The sequence below is a fragment of the Sorangium sp. So ce1014 genome (assembly GCF_051521505.1).
Lineage (GTDB): Bacteria > Myxococcota_A > Polyangia > Polyangiales > Polyangiaceae > Sorangium.
In genome coordinates this window covers 3,513,763-3,540,236 of record NZ_CP150356.1, presented here as the reverse complement: position 1 = coordinate 3,540,236, position 26,474 = coordinate 3,513,763, and the positions used below count along the sequence as shown (strand labels likewise).

Annotated in this window: 15 protein-coding genes and 2 pseudogenes; 8 read left to right on the top strand and 9 right to left on the bottom strand. The window is 69.2% G+C overall.

The window, feature by feature from the left end:
- Positions 1-15: 15 nt before the first annotated feature.
- The 6 genes and pseudogenes from WME75_RS13550 to WME75_RS13525 all read right to left on the bottom strand — a co-directional run bounded on the left by WME75_RS13550 (position 16) and on the right by WME75_RS13525 (position 10,584).
- Entirely contained in the window at positions 16-372 is a 357-nt protein-coding gene (locus tag WME75_RS13550) for an Imm10 family immunity protein (RefSeq protein ID WP_437490353.1), read from the bottom strand.
- 1 nt (position 373) lies between these two features.
- Positions 374-631, bottom strand: a pseudogene (locus tag WME75_RS13545) (hypothetical protein); the annotation flags it as partial.
- Between the two features lie 59 nt (positions 632-690).
- Positions 691-7,103: pseudogene (locus tag WME75_RS13540) on the bottom strand (RHS repeat-associated core domain-containing protein); the annotation flags it as partial.
- A gap of 242 nt (positions 7,104-7,345) precedes the next feature.
- Positions 7,346-8,812, bottom strand: a complete 1,467-nt coding sequence (locus WME75_RS13535; RefSeq protein WP_437490350.1) for a sigma-54-dependent transcriptional regulator — start codon at positions 8,810-8,812, stop codon at positions 7,346-7,348.
- Positions 8,809-8,937 (bottom strand): hypothetical protein, encoded by a 129-nt coding sequence (locus WME75_RS13530; RefSeq protein WP_437490347.1) that lies wholly within the window; start codon positions 8,935-8,937, stop codon positions 8,809-8,811. The genes WME75_RS13535 and WME75_RS13530 overlap by 4 nt, the downstream gene beginning before the upstream one ends.
- A 249-nt stretch (positions 8,938-9,186) precedes the next feature.
- Complete coding sequence (locus WME75_RS13525) at positions 9,187-10,584, bottom strand: SGNH/GDSL hydrolase family protein (protein WP_437490344.1); 1,398 nt, start codon at positions 10,582-10,584, stop codon at positions 9,187-9,189.
- Between the two features lie 240 nt (positions 10,585-10,824).
- On the opposite strand from WME75_RS13525, the gene WME75_RS13520 reads away from it, so the two are divergent.
- The 3 genes from WME75_RS13520 to WME75_RS13510 all read left to right on the top strand — a co-directional run bounded on the left by WME75_RS13520 (position 10,825) and on the right by WME75_RS13510 (position 14,915).
- The gene (locus WME75_RS13520; RefSeq protein ID WP_437490342.1) at positions 10,825-12,351 is read left to right on the top strand and encodes a sigma 54-interacting transcriptional regulator; all 1,527 of its coding nucleotides are present in this window, start codon (positions 10,825-10,827) and stop codon (positions 12,349-12,351) included.
- Between the two features lie 73 nt (positions 12,352-12,424).
- The gene (locus WME75_RS13515; protein ID WP_437490339.1) at positions 12,425-14,014 is read left to right on the top strand and encodes a serine/threonine-protein kinase; all 1,590 of its coding nucleotides are present in this window, start codon (positions 12,425-12,427) and stop codon (positions 14,012-14,014) included.
- A 10-nt stretch (positions 14,015-14,024) separates the two neighbouring features.
- Positions 14,025-14,915 carry a hypothetical protein gene (locus tag WME75_RS13510; protein WP_437490336.1) on the top strand — a complete coding sequence of 297 codons (891 nt, stop codon included), beginning with the start codon at positions 14,025-14,027 and terminating at the stop codon, positions 14,913-14,915.
- Between the two features lie 705 nt (positions 14,916-15,620).
- Here WME75_RS13510 and WME75_RS13505 read toward each other — a convergent pair.
- Positions 15,621-16,259: a YdeI/OmpD-associated family protein gene (locus tag WME75_RS13505; protein WP_437494814.1), complete on the bottom strand. Its 639-nt coding sequence runs from the start codon at positions 16,257-16,259 to the stop codon at positions 15,621-15,623.
- 898 nt (positions 16,260-17,157) lie between these two features.
- On the opposite strand from WME75_RS13505, the gene WME75_RS13500 reads away from it, so the two are divergent.
- Entirely contained in the window at positions 17,158-18,195 is a 1,038-nt protein-coding gene (locus WME75_RS13500) for a hypothetical protein (RefSeq protein ID WP_437490333.1), read from the top strand.
- A gap of 148 nt (positions 18,196-18,343) precedes the next feature.
- Here the strand turns inward: WME75_RS13500 and WME75_RS13495 are convergent, their stop codons facing one another.
- Positions 18,344-18,556, bottom strand: coding sequence for a hypothetical protein (locus WME75_RS13495; RefSeq protein ID WP_437490330.1), 213 nt, complete (start codon positions 18,554-18,556; stop codon positions 18,344-18,346).
- An 836-nt stretch (positions 18,557-19,392) separates the two neighbouring features.
- Between WME75_RS13495 and WME75_RS13490 the strand changes: the two genes are divergently transcribed.
- Genes WME75_RS13490 through WME75_RS13475 form a run of 4 tightly spaced genes read left to right on the top strand, consistent with a single transcriptional unit; the run spans position 19,393 to position 25,949 of the window.
- A complete protein-coding gene (locus WME75_RS13490) occupies positions 19,393-20,907 on the top strand; it encodes a type I restriction-modification system subunit M (RefSeq protein ID WP_437494812.1) in 1,515 nt (504 codons plus the stop codon).
- Positions 20,897-22,177, top strand: a complete 1,281-nt coding sequence (locus WME75_RS13485; RefSeq protein WP_437490328.1) for a restriction endonuclease subunit S — start codon at positions 20,897-20,899, stop codon at positions 22,175-22,177. The genes WME75_RS13490 and WME75_RS13485 overlap by 11 nt, the downstream gene beginning before the upstream one ends.
- Positions 22,174-25,218: a type I restriction endonuclease subunit R gene (locus WME75_RS13480; RefSeq protein WP_437490325.1), complete on the top strand. Its 3,045-nt coding sequence runs from the start codon at positions 22,174-22,176 to the stop codon at positions 25,216-25,218. Before WME75_RS13485 ends, WME75_RS13480 begins: the two co-directional genes overlap by 4 nt.
- Complete coding sequence (locus tag WME75_RS13475; RefSeq protein WP_437490323.1) at positions 25,218-25,949, top strand: M48 family metallopeptidase; 732 nt, start codon at positions 25,218-25,220, stop codon at positions 25,947-25,949. Before WME75_RS13480 ends, WME75_RS13475 begins: the two co-directional genes overlap by 1 nt.
- A gap of 130 nt (positions 25,950-26,079) precedes the next feature.
- On the opposite strand, the gene WME75_RS13470 is transcribed toward WME75_RS13475, so the two are convergent.
- A complete protein-coding gene (locus tag WME75_RS13470; RefSeq protein ID WP_437490320.1) occupies positions 26,080-26,436 on the bottom strand; it encodes a hypothetical protein in 357 nt (118 codons plus the stop codon).
- Between the last annotated feature and the right edge of the window lie 38 nt (positions 26,437-26,474).

Here is a 26,474-nt window from a genome sequence, read left to right as displayed (position 1 = left end):
AGCCGTTCGGGTGCCTCAGCTCAGAACCCTTTCGAGGCCATCCTTGAGAGCCGTTCGACTCTCGGGCGCGAAATCAACCACGAACCCGCCCTCGACGCCAAGGGCCTCAGCAGCCCTCGCGTCGAGTAGGATTTTTAGCGAACTTTGTGTCAGAGTCCAAGACATGACGCCGCCGTAGTGCGTCGCTCCTTCCTCCGTACACAGGCAGTACGTATCTAGTCCGAGCCGCCGGTCCTGCTCGTCTGATGATAAGGGCTTCTGAATCTCCAGGCGCGCCCCGCTGCCGTCGGCATGCTCAGCTAATATCACCACAAACGTATTAATATCTGGATGCTCCGCTGATACCAGCGTTTTCGCTTCGAATCTACGCATGTTACTTTCCTCCAGCCGTCCAGCGCTGATTCTCCCAGAAGTAGTGGATCTCGGCACCCGACGACGATGCCGTGTTCCTCATTGCGCCCTTGCATGAGGGGCAAGGGGGGTACTGTCCCTGGATGATCATCGTGTCGCCAGCCTGAAGCGGAATTCGCACAGCACGCGCCTCTGTATGTGTCGCCAACGATGATCTTGGGAAACCTAGGGCGGCTTCTTCAGCGGTCATTCCGCCGCTCGACAAGGTGTCGGCGAATGTAACATGTCCGCGTCGGTAGACCGTCACATCGGCGACGTGGGGCGGCCGCCCAGAACCGAATGCTGCCCCCCTTGCGGCTCCCGCCGCAGCCGCCGACCCCTCCGCGAGCGCCCCGAGCCCCCTTCCCATACCGAACACCGTGGCCGCGCCGAGGAGGGTCGCCTTCACCCCCGCCGCCCCCGCGGCTCGGTAGTCGCCCCGGTCAATGGCGAGCGCCGTATCGGCCCCGTTGCGCCCAATCTCGTAGAGCGGGTTGACGGCGTTGACCGCGCCGAGGAAGCCGCCTTCCTGGTAGCCGTCCCACATCGCGCGGCCGAGCGCGTAGGTGCCGTAACCGCCGAGCGTCATCGTATTCAGGACCAGCGATTGCGCGAGGCCGACCGCCAGCTCGCCCGTCCCCTCGGCAGCGCCGAGCAAGGTGTCGCCGACCAGGCTGGCGGGGCTCGTGGCCTCCGCCGACGACAGCGCCGGCTCGGGCACGAAGCCCGAGCTGGTCCCAACCACGCTGACGTCGTTCGGCGCCACGGCGCCGCCCGCCTCGGCAGCCATGGTGTTGATATCGGCGTCGGCGCGCGCCTCGTGCTCCGAGGACGGGACGACGATCAGCTCGAGTCCGATCGGCGACAGGTCGAGCACTTCCAAACTGAACTCCGCGCCGGCCGGCAGCGGTGAGCGAGCCCCATCCTCCGGGAGCGCTCCCTGAAAGCCGCTCGGGTCGACGTACGCGAGCGGGTTGTTCAGCACGTAGCTGTACGGATTCCAGCTCTGCCCGAAGGACGGAATCGAAACGATCGGGTCCGTGGTCAAGAACCGCCCGATCCTGGGATCGTAGATCCTGCCCTTCAGGTTCACGAGCCCGAGCTCGTCGTCGCTCTCGTGCCCCGTGAACCCCTGCGTCGTCTCGCTGGAGAACGACGCCGGCGGGCGCTCTCCCCACACGGGGTTTCTCCGCTGCCCGAACGGGTCGTAGCTCCGCCGCTCGATCACGTCGCCGTCCTCGTCGGTGAGCGCATCGACGGAGCCGAGGTGATCGACATGCACGTAGCGCGTGCCGTCGTCCGGGCCTCCCCGGGTCACGATCGCCACCACGCGCTCCGGCGAGTGGACGTGGTACCGATGCTCTACCGTGCCCGACGCCGCCTCGGTGACCCGCTCGTACAGATCGCCGAAGTGGAGCGTCTCCTTGTCCGGCGTGGTCTTGCGGATCCGCTGCTGGTCGCCGTCGTAGGCGAACGTGACGGTGCTCGTGCCCTGCGTGATGCGCGCCGGGAGGTCGAACGGCGTATAGCGCACCGTCGTGCCGCCGGGGCGCGCGCTCTGATTGCCGAGCGCGTCATAAGAGAAGCTGTCCGTTCCCGCGCTTGTGACCGCGTGCGGGTGCACCGGGTCGTCGTAAAGAAGCGTTCCGACGTCCGACTTGAAGGTGAGATTGCCGTTCGGCGCGTAGTCGTAGCGGAGCGCGCAGGGCGCCGACGCGCTCTCCACCTCGCCGAAGTACGCGCAGGTCAGCCGGTGGATCGCATCGTACCGGAAGCGCTCCGTCGTGTTCTGAGGCTGGAGCGCGTCGGTGCGGTGGGTGAGATTCAGGCGATCGTCGTAACCATAGTCCAGGTCTTGCACCTCGCCCGCGCCGCTCTGCGTCACCATGTGCCTCAGGCGCTGCTTGTCGGCGAGGTAGCTCCGCTCCGTGACCGCGCCATTGCCGAACACCTCCTCCCGGAAGCGCCCCGCGCTGTCCACGTCCGTCAAGCGCCAGTACGCGGCGTTCGTCTGGCTGTCGCGCACGGCGAGCACATGGCCATGCGGGTCGTGGTCGTGGGCCACGACGAACGACGCCGCGCCGGAAGGCGCAGGATACGTCACCGTATCGATCCGGCCGAGATCGTCGTAGCCCAGCTTGGCTTCCAGGGGAGCGCCCTCTCCATCGATGCGGAGCGTGATCGTCTCGGTCTGGCTGAAGCGGGTGTACTCGTACGTCTTGTCGCCATCGGGGCTCGCGAGCCTGTGGAGCTTGCCGAGCCCGTGCGCGGCGGTGTCCCAGGTCCACTTCGTCGTCAGAAGCTCGGCGCCGTGCTGGTCCACGCGCGTGTCGGGTCGGCCGAGCGCGTCGTACGTCCACGTGATCTCGCGTCCGAGCGCATCGGCCTGTGACATCGGCTCGCCGAAGCCGTCGTGGACCGAGACCGTCGTGCCCCGATCGGGGTCGTCGAGCTGCCGGACGCGGCCGAACGCGTCGCGCGTCGTGCGCGTCACCGCGCCGCCTGGATCGGTGACCGTGTGCAGCATGCCGAACGGGCCGTAACCATAGCGGGTGATCCCGCCGGCCGCATCGGTGATGGCCTCGGTTCGCCCCAGCGGATCCTGCTCGGTCACGGTCACGTGATCGAGCGGGTCGGTGACGCGCGAGCAAGCCATCGTACTCGGCCGTCGTGACCGCATTCCACGGCGTCGTATGGCGCACTTCGCGGCCCACGGCGTCGTGCTCGTAGCGGTCGTACAGCCGCTCGCGCTCGGGCGTATCCTCGCTGACCGGCACCGAGCGCCGCGCGATGTGCTCGCCCAGCGCATCGTAGCCGATCTCTTGCAGGATGCGCTTCGCCTCACCCCAGCCCTGCGACGGTTCCGGCTCGGGCCCGTACCACCACGACCGGATCGGGCGGCCGAGGCTGTCGTACTCCACCGTGTCGTCGGAGCCGCCGGTCGTCGTGCTCTGCTGCATCACGCGCCAGGCATCCTGGCTCGGGCCGCCGTCCTTTGTGCGCGAGAGCGTGACCGTCGTCGTGGTGCCGTCCGGGCGCGTCTCGATGCCGAGGCGCCCGAAGCCGTCGTACTTCCACTCCGTGACGAGCTGATTCGGATCGACCCGCTTGAGGAGCACGCCGAGCGCGTCGTCGTACTCCACGATCGTCGTGTGCTCGGCCGCGTTCACGTACTTCTCGGGGAACAGGCCCTCCTCGTCGAGCTCCGTGGTGGATGTCCGCTTGTGGCCGAAGGCGTCCTCCGCCGTGACGCCGGTGATGTTCCCGAAGTCATCGTGCGTGTAGGTGAGCGACAGCTTCGTGTCGGGCAGGCCGTCGTCGCTCTCGGTCGACTCGGTATCGACCTCGCCGTAGATCGTCGTGGTCCGCGTGAGGGTCCGGCACTGCGACAGCCCCGCCGCCGCGCTGCACTCCTCCTGCGTCTCGAGCTGGCCGAGGACCCAGCGCTCGGTGTCGTTCTTGAACGTCCGCGTGACGTTGAGCGTGAGGTCGACGCCGCTCGTCGAGGCCTCCTCGGCGCGCACGTTCCCGAACTCGTCGAACTCCGCCACCTTCGACATCGAGTCGCGCAGCAGCATCGCGCCGTCGCCGCCGCCCTCGACCTGACGCACGTACGTCTCGATCGAGGGCGTCGCGCCGCTCGGGGGAGGATAGACCCCTTGCGCTCGCCTCATCCGGCGCTCGGTCGGCAGCGTGAAGTACGTCGCGCCGTCGTTCGTCGGAACGACCGTCCGCTTCACGTCGAGGAACGAGAGCTCGATCTGCTCCGGGCTGGGCTGACTCGGCAGCCCAGGAGCCCAGCGCCACGTCCGTCGGACGTGCCCTGCGAAGGGGAAGACCTGCAGCTCGTCGTCAAAGGTGACATGGTCGTAGACGTCGATCCTCGCGGCGCCCGTATCCAGATCGGTGACGATCCGCTCCCCGAACCCGAGAAATCCCCGGCCCAGCCGGTGGTAGCGCCCGTCCCGGTAGCTGACCTCGAAGCGCCGCGGTCGATCCGCGCCGCTATTGAGGGCGTACGCGCTGACCACCCGACGAGGCCCGACGACGCAGCGCCGCGGATAGCCGCAGTCGTCCGCCGCGCCGGAGCGGGCGAGGTAGAGCGCGCTCTCCCGCGACGGATCCTCCGCTGCGCCTCCGCTCGTGACCGACGCATCGCGCAGGTGGCCGTACGAAATGCTCACGTTGGGCACGAAGTCCGGCTCGGTCGGGTCGTGCGCGTTCATCCCGTCGGAGACCGCGACGAGGAGATCCTGATCGGCCGAGAGGTTCTGGAAGATGTTGAATACGCCGCCAAGCGGCAGGATCACGTCCTGGGCGCCGTCCCCATTGACGTCGCCGGTGCGCGCCCCGTGTGGATCGGCCAGCGTGACGGCATCGCCGAGGCTGGCCGCGAACGGCACGCCTGCATCGACGAGCTTGAACGGCGGCCCCGCGCGGTCGCCGGTTGCCTGCAGGACGGCCCAGGATGGGAGCGCGTCGGAGCCGCCCAGCAGCATGCCTGGTGGCACGGGCATGAGGAGATCCTGCCGCCCGTCGCCGTTGAAGTCGAGCGGCACGGCGAACCGGAAGAACGCGTCTTGATCCGACAAACCCAGCAAATCACCGAAGCTGAACGCGCTCACGGTCCGGAACGACGAGGCCACGAACGTCGGTCCGGTGTTGAGATAGGTGATGAGCTCGTGGTGGCTGAAGCCGGATTCGACGGCATCGGGTAGGCCATCGCCATTCACGTCGAGAAAGACGACGCGACCCCCGCCCCACACGACAGGGAGCTCGGTGTCGATCACCTCCCAGCGCCCGTTGCCCCGGCGCATGATCGCGTCGTAGCTCTCTCCGAGGAGGACCGTCCCGTCACCGAACCGCCGCAGGGACGGCACGAGGAGATCGATCTTGCTGTCGGCGTCGACGTCGAGCGTGTGCAGCTCCGTATCGCAGGGATACCCGGTGAGCAGCTCGATCGATTCGCCCGTGGGGTCGAAGCCCGCGGGCGTCGCGCCGCGCACAGGCCGCCAGAGGTGGACGGTCCACACGGAAGAGGCCGGAATCGGCGATTGCCCCAGTCGGTCGTGGTCCTCGCACTGGAGGAGATCCGACATGCCATCGCCGTCCAGGTCGGCGAGGTGCATCGAGCCGCCGGGGCTGCTCAGGCTCGGCGGCGCGGGCGTGACCCCGAGCGGGAACGGCCGGCGGATCCCCGTGTCATGAAGCGCGAAGGTCCGGTCCGGCCGGGACAGGAGCACATGCCACGTGGTCTTGGCATCGTAGGCATCGTGAAGCAAGACGTCCCTCCGCCCATCGTCGTCGAAGTCCAGGACCGTCCCGAGCTCGGGCTGGAGAAGGGCCGGGTCGGAGGGACCAGCCGGATCGGCGACGAACAGCCAATCCTCGAGGAAGGCGAGCTCCGCCGGTGCGAGGTAGGTCGGTGAGCTGCGCGGTCCTAGGTTTCGCGCCACCCGCCACGCGGTGATCGGATTCGACGGCGTGCTGAGCCCCGCGACCATGTCCGGAATCACCAGATCGTCGAGCCCGTCGGCGTCGATGTCGAACACCATCGGGCTCGCCAGCTCGGAGACTGGCTTGTCGACATCCGTCGTCAGCCGCTTGAATCCCGGCTTCCCATGACTGTACTGAAAGCGGGTGGGAGGCTTGCAGACCCGATCGCTCGCGCACTCCTCGACCTCAGTCAACAGCGTCCGGGTCGTCGTCGGGCTGAGCTCGTAGCGGAATCCGTAGCTCCGGACCAGCGCGTCGCCCGGACCGAGCATCTGGATCTCCTCCAGGCGAAGCGAGCGCTGGAGCGCCATGCCGCCCGAGTAGCCCGTACGAATAGCGGCCGGGTCCTTGGTGCCATACACGAAGCGCACCGCCCGGGAAGGCGCGAGCGACGGCGTGCCCTCGAAGCCCGTGTAGCGGATCTCATCCACCGCGTACTCGGCGGCATGGCCGTCCTCGGTCTCGGTCTCGGCCTCGGCGAGGCAATATGCGTACGTCATGGCGTTGCCCCGGCCGTCACGGACCTTTTCCGCGAGCCACGCGCGCGGGACGCCACCCCGCGCGAACGGCTTGCTGCCCTCGGTGCGCCCGTACTCGACGACGCGGCCATTCGGCAGGTAGGCCTCGAAGAAGAGCGCTTCGGCGGGCGCACCGCCCTCCGGAGGGTAGTGCCCGACCACCTTGACGAAGGTCTCCGGGAACGTCCGGTACTCGATGGTTCCCGGTCCCTCTCCCACGGGGACGAGGCGCTGGCCGTCGAGGCAGACCTGGTCATCACCGTCGTACCGCACGCCGCGGATCTCGCCGTCCTGCGCGAGGCTCTTCGGACATCGCGTGATCGCGGAGAGCCCTGCGATGGAGAAGCCGGCGCCGAGTACGCCGTCGCCGCCATCGCTGCGATAGGCGAGTTGGAGCCGAGGTCCCATGCCCGCGCGGGAGGGCACGGTAGCCAACTCCATGGTGTACACGGCCTCGCCGGTGCTCGTGATCGAGAACGTCCCCGGCAGGGTGCCGGCGGCGACGGTCTCGACCTCGGGCGTGGGGCGGGACGTGGCAGGGCCATGCGCGCGCTGGGTCCGGCAGGCAATGAGGCCATGAGACGGATCCATGGGCGGGTCGCCGCGCACACACTGGCATCCCCCCTGCGCGAGCACGCAAGCGAGAAACATGAAGAGCGGGATCCACGCCCGGAGAACGCGTCGCAGAACGAGCGCCATCGCAGCCTCCCTCGCACCGAGGAGGCCATGGCGCGGCGGCCCGCGTCAAGCGATGATCTGGAGTCGCTCCCGCTTCCCTATGCTGAGCTCAAGGCATTCATCAGGGTGCCTGTACGCGGCCAGCGTGCACGCGGCAACAGGGATTGCGCTGTGTTCATACGTCCAGTAACACCCGGCGGCGCGGCGCTACGATCGGTAACGCGCGGCTCGCAGCGCGTCGCGCGGCGCGGTCGACCGGCGGCTCAGGAGCGCGGCCGAGGGATACCGAGGCGCTGGCGCCGCTCCCAGAGGGCCTTGCGGCTGATACCCAGGCGGCGGGCGATCTCCGTCTCGGTCAGCTCGTGCTGGTGCTCGAGGACGAAGCGGCGGAAATAGCCCTCGAGCGAGTCGGACGGGGGCTCGCTCTCGTGCGCGGCCGAGGCGGGAGCGGGCGCGGCGGGCTGCGGCGCGTCGTCGAGCCCGAGCAGGGCCACGCCGATCTGGCTGCCCTCGGCGAGGACCATGGAGCGGTGGATGGCGTTCTCCAGCTCGCGGACGTTGCCCGGCCAGGGGGCCGCCGCGATGACGGCGCGCGCCTCCGGCGACAGCGCGAGCGGCAGGTGGCCCGTCGTCCGCGCGCGCCGCGTGAGCAGCGACTCCGCGATGCGCACCGCGTCGCCCGGCCGCTCGCGCAGCGGCGGCAGGCGGATCTCGAGGACCCGCAGCCGGAAGTAGAGATCGCTCAGGAACGACCCCTGGCGCACCATCGCCGCGAGATCCCGGTGCGTCGCGGCGATGAGGCGCACATCGACGCGCCGGGCCTGCGTCGCGCCCACGCGCCGCACCTCGCCCGTCTGCAGGAAGCGGAGGAGCCGCGCCTGGACCCGCGCCGGCAGCTCGCCGATCTCGTCGAGCAGGAGCGTCCCGCCCTCCGCGGCCTCGCAGAGCCCCGCGCGCGCCGAGAGCGCGCCCGCGAAGGCGCCGCGCTCGTAGCCGAAGAGCTCGCCCTCGATCAGCCCCTCGGGGATGGCCGCGCAGTGGACCCGGACGAACGCGAACTGCCGCCGCGGGCTGAGCCGGTGCACGGCGCGGGCGAGCGTCTCCTTGCCGGTGCCGCTCTCGCCGAGCACGAGCAGCGTCGCCTCGCTCGGCGCGACCTTGCGCACCCGCGCGAACACCTCCCGCATGGCCGCCGAGCCGCCGATCATGCCCTCGAGCTCGTCGTCGTCCGGGACGGGCGGCATGGAGGCCGACGCGGGCGGCATGGAGGCCGACGCGGGCGGCATGGAGGCCGACGCGGGCGGCATGGATGAAGGCGGGTACGAAGGCGCGGGCGACGACGGGCGCGCCGCGCTCTCCGCGGGCGCGCTCTGCCCGGAGCGCACGCCGGCGAGGTGGTGCTCGACGAGGGCGACGAGCTCGGCGTGATCGAACGGCTTCGAGAGGTAATCCGCGGCGCCGCGCTTCACCGCGTCGACCGCCGCCTTCACGGTGGCGTAGCTCGTCATGAGCACGACCGGCGCGCCGCCGCACCGGCCGACGAGCTCCGTGCCCGGCGCGCCGGGCAGGCGCACGTCGGCGAGCACCAGATCGAACGCGCGCAGATCGTCGGCCGCCTCGGCCTCGGCGATCGACCCCGCCTCGACAACGTCGTGCCCGTGGCGCGCGAGCAGCCGCCGGAGCTCCGTCCGGATGACCACCTCGTCCTCGACAAGCAGGATCCGGCTCACGGCGCCACCTCGGGCCCGCGCCGCGCCCCGGGCGCGCCCGCGTGGACGCCGCGGCGCAGCGCCTCCCGGACGAGCGGCGCGAGCTCGCGCATCGCGCCGGCGTCCGCGTCGTGTCCTCCGCGCATGCGACCCAGGCTACTCAGGACCGGAACGGCTGAACACGTGCGGAAATACGCCGCAGCGCGTCAAGGCGGAGCAGATCGGTTTCCTGCGTTACAGATCGTAGCGCGAGGTCACCGGGTGTTACCGATCGTGGCGCCACGCGAGGGCCGAGGCGCTTTCCCCGCCGGCGGAGCGGGGGGTCTTCAGCCGGACGCGCGGGAGCTCGGAGCTCCGCGCGCCCGACCGGGCTCCCCCCGCGCTCGGCCTCCGCTTTACTTGCTTGTGAACAGCGAGAGGTCGACGGCACCCGCCATCGCCTCCAGGCCAGTCGGGTTCAGGTGCAGCCCATCATCCTCGAAGTCGAGGCTATCCTGCAGCTTGGTAGGATCGCTGGGGTCGACGACCGCCGGATCCATATCGATGACGGCGTCGAACTTGTCGCTCGTGCGGATCCAGGTGTTGACCGTCTTACGGGTGGCCTCGTGCGCGTCGGAGTAGTACCCGTTGCCTTTGAACGGCAGGATGGGCACGCCGTAAACGAGCATCTCTTTCGCGTGCGCCTTGTCGATGAACTCGCCATAGGCCGCGATCAGACCGTCGGCGACGGGCGGCGCGCTATCGTTGCCGATGTCGTTCACGCCGATGAAAATGATGACCCAGCGAGCCCCGCGCTGGTCCAGGATGTCGCGCTGGTAGCGCAGTTTGGCGGTCGGCCCGAGCCCGCCGGCCAGCACGGTGCCCCCGCCGATCCCCAGGTTCAGCACGGCGACGTCCTCGGTCCCGGGATTGGCCCGCAGCCGGCGAGACAGGAAGTCCGGCCAGCGCGTGTTGCCGTCCGTGACCGAGCCGCGGCCGTCCGTGATCGAGTCGCCGAGGATGGCGATCGACGCGGCCGAGGGATCGGCCATGACGTCGAGGCCCGTGATGTAGTACCAGTGAGCGGTGCTCACCGGCGACGACAGCGTCGGCGACGAGACCCCATCGCCGGTCTGGATATACGAGTTCGTCCGTGAGCCCGGGTGCCCGGTGATGCCGGCCGGGACGCTGCCGAACCGGATGGTCACCGCGAGCTTGCTGATGGGCTTGAGCGCGTAGTCGATCGGATCGGAAAAGACGAACTTGCCCGCCGGGATGGTCACCGAATCGGCGCCCATGAACTTCAGGGCCTTGTCGGTGCTCGCGTTGATGCCATCGGCGGTCGTCGAGTCCGCGATGTGCACGGAGCTCATCGTCACCGGCCCGTCGCCGAACTCGTTCGAGAGCAGCAGCCGTACGTTGCTGCCTCCAATCGAGGTGTACACGACCTGACGCAGGGTGTTGTTGGCGAGGCCCGGCTCGGGCGGGTTGTTGTGCGTCTCGGTCAGCTGCGGACCGGTCGTCCAGGTCCCGACCCAGCGCTTCTCACCGTCGCCGCCGCCGCCGCCGCCGTCGCCACCGTCGCCGCCGCCTTCGCCACCCTCGCCACCCGCTCCGCCGGTCCCGGTCGCGGTCGAGCCGCCCCCTCCGGCGTCGTTGCCGCCAACTCCGGTGCTGCCGGAAGCCGCCGTGCTGCTGGAGCTCGCCGTGCCTCCCGAACCGGTCGTCGTGCCGCTCGTCGCCGCGGTTCCGGGCGAATCATCGCCGCAGGCGGTGATCGATAGAAACAGAAGTGCGTAAAGAATTTTCCGCATGATCCTCATCCAATGCTATGACACTTACACTCGCCGCCCACGGTGCCACAACGGGGCTCAAGCGACTACATGTTTAATTCCCGGGAGACGCGCGGCTGATCTCGATGCCACGATGTGGCGTTACGATCGGTAACACCCCGGCGAGATCGCGTTGCGCTCGGGGCCCCGCCTCGCCGGCATGTGAACGATCACGCCGCGGCGCCGCGTGACGCCGGCGCGGATGCCTGATGAGATAGGGGGATGCCCCCGTGGAACGACGACGACGCCGCAGCCACCGAGCTCCTGCCGGGGCCGATGCGCCCCGCCGCGGCCGCGGCCGAGAGCTTCGCCCTCTCCGTCATGGCGGGCCCGGACGAGGGCCTCCGGTTCACCGTGGCGCCGGGGCTGCCCGCGCGTGTGCTCGCCGGCACGAGCCCCGCCTGCGACATCCCGCTGACCGACCGGCTCGTCTCGCGCCGCCACGCCGCCTTCGAGCTCGCCGGCGCCCGCCTGCGCGTCACAGATCTCGGCTCGACAAACGGCACCTTCGTCCAGGGGATCCGCGTCGGCGACGCATACCTCCAGGGCAGCGAGCTCGTCAGGATCGGCGAGACGGTGCTCCGCGTCGAGGCGCTCGGCGTGACGCAGGCGGCGGAGCTGTCGCGCGCCGTGCGCTTCGGCAAGCTCGTCGGCGCCAGCGAGGAGATGCGGCGGCTCTATCCGCTGTGCGAGCGACTCGCGGCCTCGAGCGTCCCTGTCGTCATCGAGGGGGAGACGGGGACCGGCAAGGAGGTGCTCGCGGAGGCGATCCACGAGCAGGGGGTGCGGGCGGCCGGGCCGTTCGTCGTGTTCGACTGCACAGCGGTGCCGCCGACGCTCGTGGAGTCGGCGCTCTTCGGTCACGAGCGCGGCGCCTTCACCGGCGCGAACGAGGCCCGCCGCGGCGTCTTCGAGGAGGCGCACGGCGGCACGCTGCTGCTCGACGAGATCGGCGATCTCGATCTCGCCCTGCAGGCCAAGCTCCTGCGCGCCATCCAGCGATCGGAGGTGCAGCGCGTCGGCTCGAACCGGTGGATCCGCGTCGACATCCGGGTGCTCGCGGCGACGCGGCGCGATCTGGAGCGCGAGATCCAGGCGGGCCGGTTCCGGGACGATCTGTTCTTCCGGCTCGCGGTGGCCCGGATCGAGCTGCCGCCGCTGCGCAAGCGGCGCGGCGACGTGACGGTGCTCGCGCACCACCTCTGGCGGCAGCTCGCGGATCGCGGGGCGCCGTTCCCGCAGGGGTTCAGCGAGCGGCTGGAGGACTACGACTGGCCGGGCAACGTGCGCGAGCTCTACAACGCGGTGGCGCGCCGCGTGGCGCTCGGCGAGGCCGCGCCGATCGAGACCACCCGGGCCGGGCTGACGTCGGCGGGCGCGCCGGCCTCGTCGGCCGGGCCCGCGTCGACGCCCCAGCCGGCCCAGGCGGGCGGGCCCGCGTCGACGGCCCAGCCGGGCGGGCCCGCCTCCGCGGCGATGCCGCCGTCCACGCCCGTGCCCCCGGCGTCGGCCGCGGGCGCCGGGGCCGGCGAGGGCGCCGAGCCTGCGACATCGGACGACATCATCGAGGAGATCCTCGCGCTCGACCTGCCCTTGCCGCGCGCGCGGGAGCGGATCGTCGAGCACTTCGAGCGGCGCTACGTGCAGCGCGTCCTCGCGCAGCACGGGGGCAATGTCCGGAGCGCGGCGGCCGCGTCGGGCATCGCGCGGCGGTACTTCCAGATCCTGCGCGCGCGGCGTTCCACCTGAAGATGCGGCGCGCGCGGCGCTCGACCTGACATGTCGCCGCGGCCTCCGCCTCGGGCGTGGTATCGTCGCGTCGATGTTGCGGGCCCAGGGCGGCGCGTCGGCTGTCGTCCGCTACTTGCTCTTCGACGAGATCGGGGCCGGCGGGATGGCGACGGTGCATCTCGGCCGCCAGCACGGCGCGGCCGGGTTCCGGCGGACCGTCGCGGTCAAGCGGCTCTACCCGCAGTTCGTCCGGGATCCCGAGCTCGTGGCCATGCTGCTCGACGAGGCGCGCGTGGCGGCCCGCATCCGGCACCCGAACGTCGTCTCGACGATCGACGTCGTGTCGAGCGGGGGCGAGGTGCTGCTCGTGATGGAGTACGTGCACGGCGAGTCGCTGGCGCGCCTGCTCCGCGCGGCGACGAGGGACGGCGGCGCGCCCCCGCCGCGCATCACGTGCGCGGTGCTCGCCGGCGCGCTCCACGGGCTGCACGCGGCGCACGAGGCCACCACCGAGGACGGCGCCCCGCTCGGCCTCGTGCACCGCGACGTGTCGCCGCACAACCTGCTCGTCGGCGAGGACGGGGTGACGCGCGTGCTCGACTTCGGCGTGGCCAAGTCGGCCGGGCGCGCGGAGATCACGCGTGATGGGCAGATCAAAGGGAAGCTCGCGTACATGTCGCCCGAGCAGATCGCGGGCGAGCCGCTCGACAGGCGCGCGGACGTGTACTCGGCCGGGGTGGTGCTGTGGGAGACGCTGACGGGCGAGCGCCTGTTCGAGGGGCGGGGCGAGGCGCTCTCCATCCTGCGGCTGCTGCAGGCGGGCGTGGATCCGCCGAGCGCCCGCCGGCCCGGGGTGCCGCCGGAGCTGGAGGCGATCACGCTGCGCGCGCTCGCGCACGGCCCCGAGGACCGGTTCCCGACGGCGCGCGCGATGGCGCTCGCGCTGGAGGCGACCGGCCTCGCGGCGTCGACCTCGGAGGTGGGCGGGTGGGTGGCCTCGCTCGCGGGCGAGCCGCTGGCGCAGCGCGCGGCGCTGATCGCCGCGATCGAGCCGAGGGCGTCCACCCCGAGCGCGGCGCCGGAGCTCGGGACCGGCCCGGCGGAGGCCGCCGCAGGCCCGGCGGAGGCCGCCGCGGGCCCGGCGGAGGCCGCCGCGCCGAGCGCACCGCAGGCCGCGAGCCGGCGGCGCTGGGGCGCGGTCGCGGCGACGGGCGCGCTGCTCGCCATCGCGGCGGCGGCGATCGGCCTCGCGCGCGCCGAGGCGCCGCTGCGCATGCGCGCGAAGGCCGGCGTCGCGGCGGCGGCGGCGGCGCGGGCGCGCGGCGCGGCGCGGCCGGATGCGCTCGCGCGTCAGGCGCCGTCCGTGGCCGGCGGTGCCAGCACGGGCGTGCCGGGGGCGCGGGCCGCGGTCGTGGCGCCGGGCACGTCAGCCGAGCCGGGCACGTCAGCCGAGCCGGGCACGTCAGCCGAGCCGGGCACGGCGAGCGCGCCGGCCGCGCAGGCCGCGTCGGCCGCGTCGACCGCGCAGGCCGCGCAGGCCGCACCCGCCGCGCGGGCCGCGCCGGCCGCCCGCCCCGGCCCGCGCCGGCCGCCGCGCCGCGAGCCGGCGCGCGACGGGTGCAATCCACCGTTCGTCATCGATGGACAGGGCCACAAGCGCTACAAGCGCGAATGCTTCTGACGGAGGCCGGATGAACCAGCGCACCCCTCGCCGCTCCCTCGTCGCCGCCGCCGCCCTCTCGGCCCTCGCGTGCCTCCACCCGGCCCGCGCCCTGGCCGGCGACGCCGAGGCATGCTTCACGGCCTCCGAGGAAGGCCAGCGTCTGCGCGACGAAGGCCGGCTGCGCGAGGCGCGGGCGCGCTTCATCGCGTGCGGCGGCGCCGCCTGTCCCGACCTCGTCCAGTCGGACTGCGCGGGCTGGCTCTCCGACGTCACCTCGCGCGTGCCGACGCTGATCGTGAGCGCCCAGGACGAGCAGGGCCACGACGTGGCCGACGTGCGGCTGACGATCGACGGCGCGCCCCTCGCCGCGCGGCTGGACGGCAAGGCCGTCGAGGTCGACCCGGGCGAGCGCGTGCTCCGCTTCGAGCGCGCGGGCAGCGCTCCCGTGGAGCTGCGGCTCGTGGTGCGCGAGGGCGAGAAGCTGCGCCGCGTCTCGGCCCGGCTCGCCCGCTCCGCCGCGCCGGGCAGCGGCGCGGCCACGCCGGGAGCGGGCGCGATCGCGCCCCGCGAGGACGGAGCCGCGTCGTCGCCCGCGAGCGCGCTCTTCCTGCCCATCGCGCTCGGCGGCGCCGCGGTCGCCGGCGGGGTCGCCTACGCAGCGCTCGGCCTGAGCGCGCGCACCGACGCCGAGCGCCTGCGGACGACCTGCGCGCCGCGCTGCGCCGAGGCGGACGTCGACGCCGTGCGGACCAAGGTCCTCGCCGCGAACATCGCGTTCGGCGTCGGCGTGGCGGCGCTCGGCGGCGCCGTGGCCACGCTCCTGCTGCGCCGCCCCGACGCCGCCGCGCCCCCCGCCGCCGCCGTGCATGGGGTCCTCTTGCCCGGGGGCGCCGCCGCGGCGCTCAGCGGCCGGTTCTGAGGGGCGGCCGCTCGGCGTGCCGCGAGCCGTTCAATCGAGTTGACCGGCGGGCCACCTCCGGGAGCCAGCGCGCGTCCCATTTCAGCGGATCGACGTGGCCACGTACAGCATTGCGCTGCGGCATCGCCGATTTGCGATAAGCGGCCCGCGGCGGCTCTTCCCTGTCTTCCCGGCGGAGCCGTTTCGCCCTCTCGATCCGACCTCGGGACAACCCCTACGCGCTCGCGCGGTCACTTGCGACAAGGGAGCCGTAGCTCAACCTGATGAGCGTCGACAATGCGCGCCCTCGTCGATGAAATGCGACGTCTATCGTCATTTCCCGCCGCGCGCACCGACGATCAACAAGGTCTGTGCACAGGAGGTTCGACCATGACAAATCGATGGATCATCTCAATCGTGGCGCTTTTCTCCGCGCTGGGGATGGGCGCCGCGGGCCCCGCAGCGCACGTGGAGGAGCCGACGGCGAACAGCCCGGCATCCAGCGAAGTTCCGTCAAACGGCGCATCGGCGGACACCCCGAGCGTTGATTCGCCGATCGAGACGCCGGACCAGTCGTGCAAGCTGGACAACTGTCTCCGCCGTCATGACCCCTGCACGTGCAGCAATACAGGGTGGGCGGGATACTGCGGCACCGGCCCGCACCACCCTGGGTGTCTCTACTGCCGCTGCGATTGACAGGGGCCGGTGGGGTCGGGCGAGGGCGGCTCACTCCGCAGGGGACCGGGGCGCCTTTGACGGTCGACGCCCTTCCGGCACGATGGTTTCACCGCGCGCCAGCATCGCCACAAGATCCGCGATCTTCTTCGCGCGCCCCGCGGGCGTCTTCATGTTGCTCACGCGGAACGCCAGCGCGAACAGGTTCGGCCGCCCGAGCGTCCGAAACGTCTTGTGGGCTCGTGGGTCCGCCTCGATCGCGGCGCGAAGATCGACAGGGAGGGTGTCCTCGGTTGCGCTGCGCATCGGCGCGTACGCCGCGTCCCAGCGGCCATCGGCCTTGGCCGCGTCCACCTGCCGCTGCCCGTAGGGCGTCATGCGCCCCGCGGCGGTCAAGCGGGCGATGTTGTCGCGGTTGATCTGACTCCAGACGCTCCGCGCCTTGCGCGGCGAGTACCGCTGCAAGAACGAGGCTTCATCCAGGGCCTTTCGAATTCCGTCGATCCATCCCCAGCACAGCGCCACGTCGAGCGCTTGCGCGTTGGTCACCGTGGGCACGCCGGAGCCCTTCTTGTAGATCCTCAGCCACAGCTCCGTCTCCTGCGCGTGGTTTGCGGCCAGCCACGCCTCGAACTCGGCTTCGGTACGGAAGCTCTTGATCTTTTTCTTGTCGGGAACGATCGGCGCCATGCGGTTTACCTCGCAACGCGGCCATCCTACGGCGAAGCCGCCGAAGCGGCCAGCGCCGAGCGCGTCGAACGCCGGATCGCCCGAGCTCGTGGAGCAGGGGTGAGGCATCATCCCTGGCAAACTTTGAGCAGGAGTGGCACGACCTGCTCCGATTTCCGCGGAATTGGGAGCCTGGCACACTCGGGCTGGTCGTCGAGAGACTCCGTTTCGTCACGATCCTCCGAGCGTCCCTGCTCCGACCCGCGCGCCGCAGGGCCCGCCCGCGACGCGTCCACCCGCGTGGCCCGTCCATCGACGACCCACGGCTCGCCCCGTCAACCCCCCCAAGCGCCGGCGGCCGGGTGCCGTCGGAACGGGCGCCCGGGTCGCCGGAATCGCTGGCCGGGTGCCGTCGGAACGGGCGCCCGGCTCAGGCCGGAACGCGCGGCCGGATCGCGCCGGAATACACAATCACCGTTGACGTCGCCTTTCTGCTGGACGAACGATGCGCGCATCCGGAATCGGGAGGAAGACATGGGGTACGGCTTGAAGCTGAAGGCGAGCGCGCTCGTGCTGTGCGGCGGCGTCGCGATGATGCTCGCGTCGGCATGCGACTTGTCCTATACCTGCGAGACAGTGGAGTCGGGAAGCGCCGGTGCTGGATACCCAACAGAATCTGTAGGGGCCGGAGATTACCTCAGAGATGGGGACGAAGGCGGAGGCGAAGAAGTGGATAGCGAATCGCTCGCGCTGATGGCAGGGTGCGTTCCGGTCGCTCGATGTACCGAGATGTTCGACGCCTGCTGGGACAAGGGTGGGGCTTGCACGCGTGTAACTACTTGGGGCCACTCCTTTTGTACCGTCTGTCGGGACTTTTGCCAGAGGAATGAGCCCTATCCAACCAGAGAGTGCCACAGTTGTGGGTTCTATTGAGATCACAGATGTCGCTGCTGTTCGCGGGGCGACGCATGTCGCCTTCGACCCTTGGACGGCAGAGCGTCTCATGCAAGTCGGTGCGATCAACGTCTTGCATGAGCCGGACTGTCTCGTCATCGGACCGTCGCGTCGGGACATCCTCGAGCATGCTCGGATGCGTCAGGCGTGGTGGAATTCGACAGAACAGTGGGATCGGCTCACTCTGTCGAAGGTCCGCTGGGATCCGCCGGTTGTCGTGTGGGTGTCGACGAGTCTTTATCAGCGGGTGAACCTCTGGAGGACATGTGGCTGGTTGCGTCATCTGGGGATCTCCCACCGTGATATCCTCATCCTCGAGTTTGATCCAGTTCAGCGCCAAAGGACAAGGACCCCGGAGGAACCGACGCCGCCGTTCCACTGCTCCGCGCTGGTCTCCGAGCACCCTGATGAGGTTCTTCTGGACCGCCTCGAGAAGGCGCAACCCTGGTCGGCTGAACGCTACGATCGGGCCATTCGCCTCTGGGACAGCTACGTCGACGAGAACCCTTTGCCGCTCGTCGAAAACTGCATTCGTGGCGTTGAAGGGTTTCCAGAGCTCGCTCACATGTGGGCGTTTCTCTCGTGCTTCTTCCCAAGAAGGACCATCGAAGGAACGCTACGTCTCAGTCGATTCGACGAGCTGCTTTTGACCCTTCTGTCAACGGAATGGCAAACTCCGCTGGCATTGGCCGTCGGTGAGTCGGAAACGCGAGCAAAGCTGTGGCATCTCCTCTCCTGCACAGGCGATCTGTTTCTGCCGCGCCGGCTGGAGCACTGGGCAGACCACGTTGTGAGCGCGGCTGTGGAGCGGGCGCCTGGCCCGAGGCCTGACGTCCCGATGAAGTCGCTCGTCTATCGACTCACCGAACGCGGCATGCAGCTCCGAGACAGGGGACTCGATCAGCTCGCGGACGCGCCACGCCTGCCCATCGCCGGGACCGAGGCGTACGCGCCATCAGCCCCTTGGGCGTTGCTCGAGGAGGGGCGGCTCGTTTGCTTGTGAGGATGACCACCGGCAGATGCGGGACGGCCAGCGCCGCCTGATCGGGGGGACGCCAGTTCGTCGCCACCACCACGCCCGAAACGATCTCGGTGCCCCTGGGGGGCAACGCGAGCCGTTCAGTTGCGCGAACGTTACAGCGTCACGCAAATTATTCGATGCGACGGCGACCTGGAGCCTCCGGGTTGAGTTTCAACTCTCCCGGGAGGCTCTCGACAGCCTCCGGGTTGAGTTTCAACTCTCCCGGGAGGCTCTCGACAGCCTCCGGGTTGAGTTTCAACTCTCCCGGGAGGCTCTCGACAGCCTCCGGGTTGAGTTTCAACTCTCCCGGGAGGCTCTCGACAGCCTCCGGGTTGAGTTTCAACTCTCCCGGGAGGCTCCCAGCACGCTTTGCCCCAGATCCGGCTTCTTGGGCACCATCGCGAGGCGGGCGGGCGGCTTGTAGAGCACCGATTACGCTGATCAAGCGAGAAGTAAACCGCCAAGACACCCCCCGCGCTGCTCGGAGAGCCGGCGAGCACGGGCGTCATCGTGCAGTTCCAGGCGCGCCGCCGTCGGCGCGACCGTCGCCGCGGCGCTCTCCGAGGCGCCCACGGAACCGCCAAAGCCGAGGGCGCTCGAGTTCCCGGAGCCGCCCGCCGGGACGGTCACGGCGCCGGCCAGAGCCTTGCCGAGCGGACGCGGGTTCCCGCGGCGGGTCGGCTCCGCACCGGCTGCGCCTGTGGCCCCCACGGCGCCCGCAGCGAGCGAGCTGGAGCCGCTCCCACCGTCAGAGCCATCGCCTACGCCGGGGCCGTGCAAGAGGGTGCAGCTGCCCGGCCTCCGGTCCCCGCCGACACGCCTTCGCCTTGATCGGTTCCGTCCCGCCCGCGTAACGTCGGCATCGTGCCGATCGTGCAGAAGCGAACCGTTCTCGAACACCTCACCCGCGACGAGCTGATCTCCATCGCCGACGCGTTCGATGTCCACGTCCCGGACCGGCGGAGCAAGGAGAAGCTTGTGGAGGCGGTGGCGGCCTCCAAGAAGGCCACGCTGGCCGCCTTTCTGCCGTCGTACTCGCGGGACCGGCTGAAGGAGCTTTGCCGGGCCCTGCAGCTCGATGACGGCGGCCGCGAGAAGGCCGTGCTTGTCGCGCGGCTCGCCGGGGGGAAGGCGTCCGAGCCGCCGGCGCCTTCGCGGGCGAACGGGGCCGGGCGGGCCGTGGCCGAGCAGGTCGAGCTGGCCCTCGGGGAGAAGCTCACGATCGACCGGCTCGAACGGCATCTCTGGTCGGCCGCGGACATCCTGCGGGGGTCGATCGACTCGAGCGACTACAAGAACTTCATCTTCGGGCTCCTCTTCCTGAAGCGCCTGAGCGACAGGTTCCACGAGGAGGTCGAGGCGCTGAGGGGCGTGCCGAACGCCAATCCCGAGGACCCGGACGAGCACGACTTCTTCGTGCCGAAGCGGGCCCGGTGGTCGGAGCTGCAGAAGGTCGCGAGCCAGGTCGGCGACGCGCTCAACAAGGCCGCGTCGGCGCTGGAAGAGGCGAATCCGCAGCTCGAAGGGGTGATCGCGGGCATCGACTTCAACGACGAGCGGAAGCTCGGCGACGCGAGGAACCGGGACGTGGTGCTGGGGCGGCTCGTGCAGCACTTCTCGAAGCTGTCGCTCAAGAACGCCGAACTCTCCGAGCCGGACATGCTGGGCCGGGCCTACGAGTACCTGATCGAGAAGTTCGCGGACGACGCCGGCAAGAAGGGCGGCGAGTTCTACACGCCGCGCAGGGTCGTGCGGCTCATCGTCGAGCTCCTGGAGCCCAGGGCGGGGCTGCGGATCTGCGACCCGACCGCCGGCTCGGGCGGCATGCTGATCGAATGCGCCCATTATTTGGAGCGGCACGGGCAGAACCCGAAGGACCTGTCGCTCTTCGGCCAGGAGAAGAACCTGGGCACGTGGGCCATCTGCAAGATGAACATGCTGCTGCATGGGATATCTGCAAGGATCGAGAAGGGGGACACGATCCGCGATCCGAAGCTGCGGGACGGCGAGGGGCTGATGGTGTTCGACCGGGTGATCGCCAATCCGCCGTTCTCGCTCGACGAGTGGGGGCGGGACGTGGCCGAGAACGATCCGTACCGGCGCTTCCATTTTGGGATGCCGCCGAAGACCAAGGGGGATCTTGCGTTCGTACAGCACATGATCGCGACCACCAATGATAAGGGCAAGGTGGGGGTCGTGATGCCGCACGGGGTGCTCTTCCGCGGCGCCGCCGAGGGAGAGATCCGCAAGGGCATGCTGGAGGAGGATCTCGTCGAGGCCGTGGTGGGGCTGCCGACGAACCTGTTCTACGGGACGGGGATCCCGGCGGCGGTGCTGGTGCTCAACAGGAGCAAGCCGGCCGGGCGAAAGAAGAAGGTGCTGTTCATCGAGGCGTCGCGGGATTTCAAGGAGGGGTCGGCGCAGAACTACCTGCGGGAGGAGGACGTCAAGAAGATCGCGGCGACGTTCAAGGCCTTCAAGGACGTGGACAAGTACGCGCGGGTCGTGGGGCTCGAGGAGATCGAGAAGAACGACTTCAACCTGAACATTTCGCGGTACGTCGAGACGACCGAGGCAGCGGAGCGGGTCGAGGTGGCGCACGCGCTGCTGAAGCTGCGCGAGCTGGAGAGGAAGCGGGGCGAGGCCGAGGCGCGGATGAACGCGTATCTCAAGGAGCTGGGGTATGATGCATGACCCGCCGTGGCCTAGTGCGCGACTCGGAGAGGTCGCTCAGATTCAAACCGGACTGGCCAAAGGAAAGCAACCGGAGGAAGGTAAAGGTATCCCTGTACCTTACCTACGTGTGGCCAATGTCCAGGATGGCTACGTTGACCTAACGGAACTCAAGACTGTAATCGTAGAGCCACAAGCACTCCATCGGTATTCACTTCAGGATGGCGACGTTCTGTTCACTGAGGGGGGCGACGCCGACAAGCTCGGCCGCGGATGTGTTTGGAAGGCACAGGTTAAGCCCTGTCTTCATCAAAATCATGTATTTGCCGTTCGAGCGTCTCGGAACGTTCTGCTGCCATCGTTCTTGGCGGCATATGCGGCGGGACCGATCGGAAAAAACTATTTCCTCAACTGCGCAAAGCAAACAACCAACCTTGCGTCGATCAACTCGACGCAGCTGCGGAATTTCCCGGTTCCCGTTCCTCCCCTCGGCGAGCAGCGGAAGATCGCCACCATCCTCTCTTCCGTGGACGACGCCGTCGAGGGCACCCAGGCGGTCATCGACCAGCTCCAGGTCGTCAAGAAGGCGATGATGGCCGAGCTGCTGACGCGAGGGCTTCCCGGGCGGCACACGCGGTTCAAGAAGACCGAGATCGGGGAGCTGCCTGAGAATTGGACGGTCACGCCATGCGGCGATCTATTCGATGTTCAGCTCGGAAAGATGATGAGCGCGGAAGCGCGACAAGGCAAGGACCAGTTGCCATATCTCCGCAATGAGAATGTACACTGGCTTCGCTTCGATCTCTCCGACGTCGCCACGATGCACTTTGACACCAGGGAACGGGTGAAATTCCTCCTGCGCACAGGCGACCTGTTGGCATGTGAGGGTCGACACATCGGGCGGTGTGCTCTCTGGAGTGGTGATCTAGATGAGTGTTACTACCAGAAGGCGCTTCATCGCCTACGTGCCAGATCAGGCGCTTTGACCACAGAATACATGCAGTTCTTCATGCTACTTCGCTTTGGTCACATGAAAGATCTTGTCGCCGAAGCGAATGCGACATCGACAATACCACATCTCCCGCGCGAGAAACTTCTTGCGCTTCCAGTTTGGTATCCTCCGCGAGAGGAGCAGGATGAGATCGTCTCGGCGCTTCGCTCTTTGAAGGAGAGGCAAGATTCCGAAGAGCTCGCGTTGAACGCATACCGTAGTTTGAAGTCCGCCCTCCTCTCCGCCCTCCTCACCGGCGAAATCCGCGTCACCCCCGACCCCGATGAGGCCGCCCCGTGACCCCACCCGGTAACGCCTGGAACGAGGCCTCCCTCTCCGAGGACCCCGCCGTCGCCCTCCTCCAGAAGCTCGGCTTCCGCTATGTCGCCCCCGAGGTCCTCGAGGCGGAGCGCGAGAGCCTCAAGCAGCCGCTCCTCCCCGCCCGCCTCGCCAGAGCCCTCAAGAAGCTCAACCCCTGGCTCTCGGACGACAACCTCCACAAGGCCGTCCGCTCCGTCGGCGCCGTCCAGTCGGCGACGCTCATCGAGGCGAGCCAGGAGGTCTACAACACCCTCGTCCACACCCGCTCCTTCGAGCAGGACCTCGGCGACGGCCGCAAGAGCCACGACGTCCGCTTCTTCGACTTCGATAGCCCCACGAACAACGACCTCCTCGTCACCCGCCAGTTCGCGGTGAAGGGCGCCAAGAAGACGATCCGCCCCGATATCGTTGTCTTCGTCAACGGCATCCCCCTCGTCGTCATCGAGTGCAAGAACCCAACGCTCGGCGAGGCCTGGAAGCACGAGGCGATCGACCAGTTCAGCCGCTACCAGGAGCTCGACGACAAGTACCGCGAGCTCGGCGCGCCCAAACTGTTCGAGACCGTGCAGGTCCTCATCGCCACCTGCGGCCAAGCCGCGGTCTACGGCACCGTCACCACCCCGCATCGCTTCTTCGCCGAGTGGAAGACCGCCTGGCCGATGACCCCGGAGAAGCTCCCCTCCCTGATCGGCCGCGAGCCGACCGCGCAAGACGTCGCCCTCGCCGGGCTGCTCGCCCCGCAGAACCTCCTCGATCTCGTCCGGAGCTTCGTCGTCTTCGAGCCCGACCGCGACACGGGCCGCACCCTCCGCAAGCTCTGCCGCTACCAGCAATTCACTGCTGTCAACAAGGCGATCGAGCGCGCCCGGACGGCCAGGAAGCCGGCCGACCGCGGCGGCGTCGTCTGGCACACGCAGGGGTCGGGCAAGAGCCTCACCATGCTGTGGCTCGCGCTCAAGCTCCGCCTCGACCCGCTGCACGAGAACCCCACGCTCGTGCTCGTCACCGACCGCAAGGACCTCGACGCGCAGATCACCGGCACCTTCCAGGCCTGCAAGTTCCCCAACCCCGAACGCGCGGAGAGCGTTCGGCACCTGCGCGAGCTGCTCTCGGGCCCCCCCGGCAAGACCGTGCTCACCACCGTGCAGAAGTTCCAGGAGCTCGCCGCCGCCGGCGGGAAGCCCGGAAAGCGCGCCGCCCGACAGGAGCACCCCGTCCTCTCCGACGCGCACAACCTCTTCGTCCTCACCGACGAGGCCCACCGCACCCAGTACGGCGGGCTCGCCGCGAACATGCGCAAGGCGCTCCCCAACGCGGCCTTCTTCGGCTTCACGGGGACGCCGATCGACAAGAAGGACCGATCGACCCTCTCGACCTTCGGCACGTACATCGACACGTACACCATCGAGCAGGCCGTCGCCGACGGGGCCACCGTGCCCATCTTCTACGAGGGCCGGCTCCCCGCGCTGCGGATCCTCGGCAACACGCTCGACGCCCTCTTCGATCGCGTGTTCGCCGATCGGTCGACCGAGGAGCGCGAGGCGATCAAGAAGAAGTACGCGAACGAGCAGACGCTCGCCGGGGCGCCAAGGCGGGTCGAGACGATCTGCCTCGACCTCATCGACCACCATGCAAAGGCCATCCAGCCCGGCGGCTTCAAGGCCCAGGTCGTCGCAAGCTCCCGCGAGAACGCCGTCCTCTACAAGGAGACCCTCGATCGCCTCCACGGGCCGCCCTCGGCGATCATCATCTCGGAGTCGAACAAGGACGCCGCGCACCTCGTCCGGCACCACACGAGCGAGAAGCAACGGGAGACCCTGATCGACCGCTTCCTCGCGAAGGACGACCCGCTCACGATCCTCGTCGTCTGCGACATGCTGCTCACCGGCTTCGACGCCCCGGTCGAACAGGTCATGTACCTCGACGCCCCGCTGAAGGAGCACACGCTGCTCCAGGCGATCGCCCGCGTGAACCGGACCGCCGAGGGCAAGAGCTACGGCCTCGTCGTCGACTACTGGGGCGTCTCGGAGGCGCTCACCGAGGCGCTCGCGATCTTCGCCCCCGCCGAGGTGAAGGGCGCCATGACGCCGAAGACCGACGAGCTCCCGCGGCTTCAGGCGCGGCACGCGGCGGCGGTGAGGTTCTTCGTCCGGGTGAAGGACAAGGACGACCTCCAGGCGTGTGTCGCCGTCCTGGAGCCGGAGGACGTCCGGGCCGAGTTCGACGCGGCCTTCAAGAGGTTCTCGCAGAGCCTCGACATGCTGCTGCCGGATGCGAGCGCCCTGCCCTACGTCGCGGACGCGCGCTGGATCGGGAAGATCCGGCAGTCGGCGGCGGCCAGGTTCCGCGACGCGAAGATCGATATCTCGGACTGCGGGGCCAAGGTCCGGAAGCTCATCGAGGAGGCGGTCGCGGCGGACGGGATCGAGATCCTTGTCAAGCCCATCTCGCTCTTCGCGCCGGAGCTCGAGGACAAGCTCAAGAAGCTGAAGACCCCGGAGGCGCGGGCGAGCGAGATGGAACACGCGCTGCGGCACGAGATCCACGTCCGGCTCGACGATGACCCCGTGTTCTTCACGTCGCTGCGCGAGCGCCTGGAGCAGATCATCGAGGACCGCAAGGCCAGGCGCACCGACGCGGCCAGGCAGCTGCAGCTGTTCGACGAGATGCAGAAGAAGATACGCGGGCGCGCGGAGACCGCCGAGACGCTGGGCCTCTCGGCGACGGGGCTCGCCATCTACGGGCTCATCTCGGAGCGCAAGCCCCTGACCGCCGCGGAGAGCACGGGGAACGCTCACGCCAAGGTAGATGAGTCCAGGAAGGAGCTGGCCTCGCTGCTGGAAGAGCAGCTCGAGCCCAAGGTGTCGCTCGTCGACTGGGTGCACAAGGACGATGTGCAACGGGAGATGCGCAGACTCATCAAGCGGCAGCTGCGGGCGGCGGGGTTCGCCGACGACAAGAAGCTCGACGCGACGGCGGAGAGCCTCGTCGACCTCATGAAGCGGCGCAAAGGCCGGTGATGCGGCCGGAGCGGTCCGAGGTGACGTGGGGCACGACGCACCTCGCCTACGAGATCCGGCGGAGCGCCCGGAGATCCACGGTGTCGATCGCGATCGATCCGGCCCTCGGGCTCGTCGTGACGGCGCCCGAGGCGACGCCGGTCGCGCGCCTGGACTCGGTGGTACTGTCGAGAGCCCCCTGGATCGTCCCGCGGCTCAAGCGCCGGAGCGAGAGGCCGCCTGCCAGCAGCGCGCGAGAGTTCGTGAGCGGAGAGTCGTTCCTTTACCTCGGGCGGCAGCTCCGGCTCCGCTTGCTCCCCGAGCAGGACCCACGTCCGCTGGCCCTCCACGGCGGATGGCTGGAGCTGCCGCTGCCGCGGGGGCTCGCGCCCGAGCACCGCGGCGCGTACGCGCGCGCCGCGCTGATCGACTGGTACACCCGGCATGCCACGGAGCGCCTGCCCGCCTGGGCCGCGCCGTGGGCGCAGAAGCTCGGCGTGGCGTTCCAGCGCCTCCTCGTGACGGACCAGGCGAAGCGCTGGGGCAGCTGCTCCCGCGGCGTCCTCCGGCTCAACTGGCGCATCGTGCAGGCGCCGAGACCCCTTGTCGATTACGTGCTCGCGCACGAGCTCGCGCACCTGATCCATGACGACCATGGGCGGGAGTTCTGGGCAGCGCTCGGCAGGATGATGCCCGACTACGAGGCAAGGAGGGCCCGCCTGGGAGAGCTCGGGCCAGCGCTCCTGTGGTGATGGAGTCTGCCGCAGTCGGTGTTCTCCGTGCTCTCTCCGAGCCTCTGGGCTGCATGGAAACTCGCGCCGGAGGTGTCGATGGACGAGAGCACACGCACCTGGCGCATACCCGCTGCCCGCCGCCTCGACGTCACTGACCTCCCTGCCCGGCCGGTGATGTGTCACTTTCTTTCAACGCCCGCACGCACCGTTCCGCCAGAGTATGGATCTCTTGAGCTGCTTGACGCGCTTCGTCGCTGTCGAAGCCCGGTCCAATCAGCCGATTGATCCGCTTGACCAGCTCGAGATTGCCAGCCGAGAAGTCGGCCGTTCCGACGCCGATCTTGCCCGCCGCATGCAGTTCGATGAGTCGCTCGTACGCCCTTTGGAACGACGCGAGCCTCTCAAGGACGGCCTGGCGGTTTGCAACCACATAGGCCCACGCGGTAACGACATCGAGCGTGTGCGCCCCGTTGTAAAAATCAACCAGCAACTCCTCAATATCCATCACATTTTCCCTCAACACTGTCCCGCTTTAGATATCTC

Coding starts and splice junctions, on each gene's coding strand:
- WME75_RS13550 (WP_437490353.1), bottom strand. CDS start 372: ATGCGTAGATTCGAAGCGAAAACGCTGGTATCAGCGGAGCATCCAGAT.
- WME75_RS13530 (WP_437490347.1), bottom strand. CDS start 8,937: ATGCGCGGAGGACACGACGCGGACGCCGGCGCGATGCGCGAGCTCGCG.
- WME75_RS13525 (WP_437490344.1), bottom strand. CDS start 10,584: ATGCGGAAAATTCTTTACGCACTTCTGTTTCTATCGATCACCGCCTGC.
- WME75_RS13520 (WP_437490342.1), top strand. CDS start 10,825: ATGCCCCCGTGGAACGACGACGACGCCGCAGCCACCGAGCTCCTGCCG.
- WME75_RS13515 (WP_437490339.1), top strand. CDS start 12,425: ATGTTGCGGGCCCAGGGCGGCGCGTCGGCTGTCGTCCGCTACTTGCTC.
- WME75_RS13510 (WP_437490336.1), top strand. CDS start 14,025: ATGAACCAGCGCACCCCTCGCCGCTCCCTCGTCGCCGCCGCCGCCCTC.
- WME75_RS13505 (WP_437494814.1), bottom strand. CDS start 16,259: ATGGCGCCGATCGTTCCCGACAAGAAAAAGATCAAGAGCTTCCGTACC.
- WME75_RS13485 (WP_437490328.1), top strand. CDS start 20,897: ATGATGCATGACCCGCCGTGGCCTAGTGCGCGACTCGGAGAGGTCGCT.
- WME75_RS13475 (WP_437490323.1), top strand. CDS start 25,218: ATGCGGCCGGAGCGGTCCGAGGTGACGTGGGGCACGACGCACCTCGCC.
- WME75_RS13470 (WP_437490320.1), bottom strand. CDS start 26,436: ATGGATATTGAGGAGTTGCTGGTTGATTTTTACAACGGGGCGCACACG.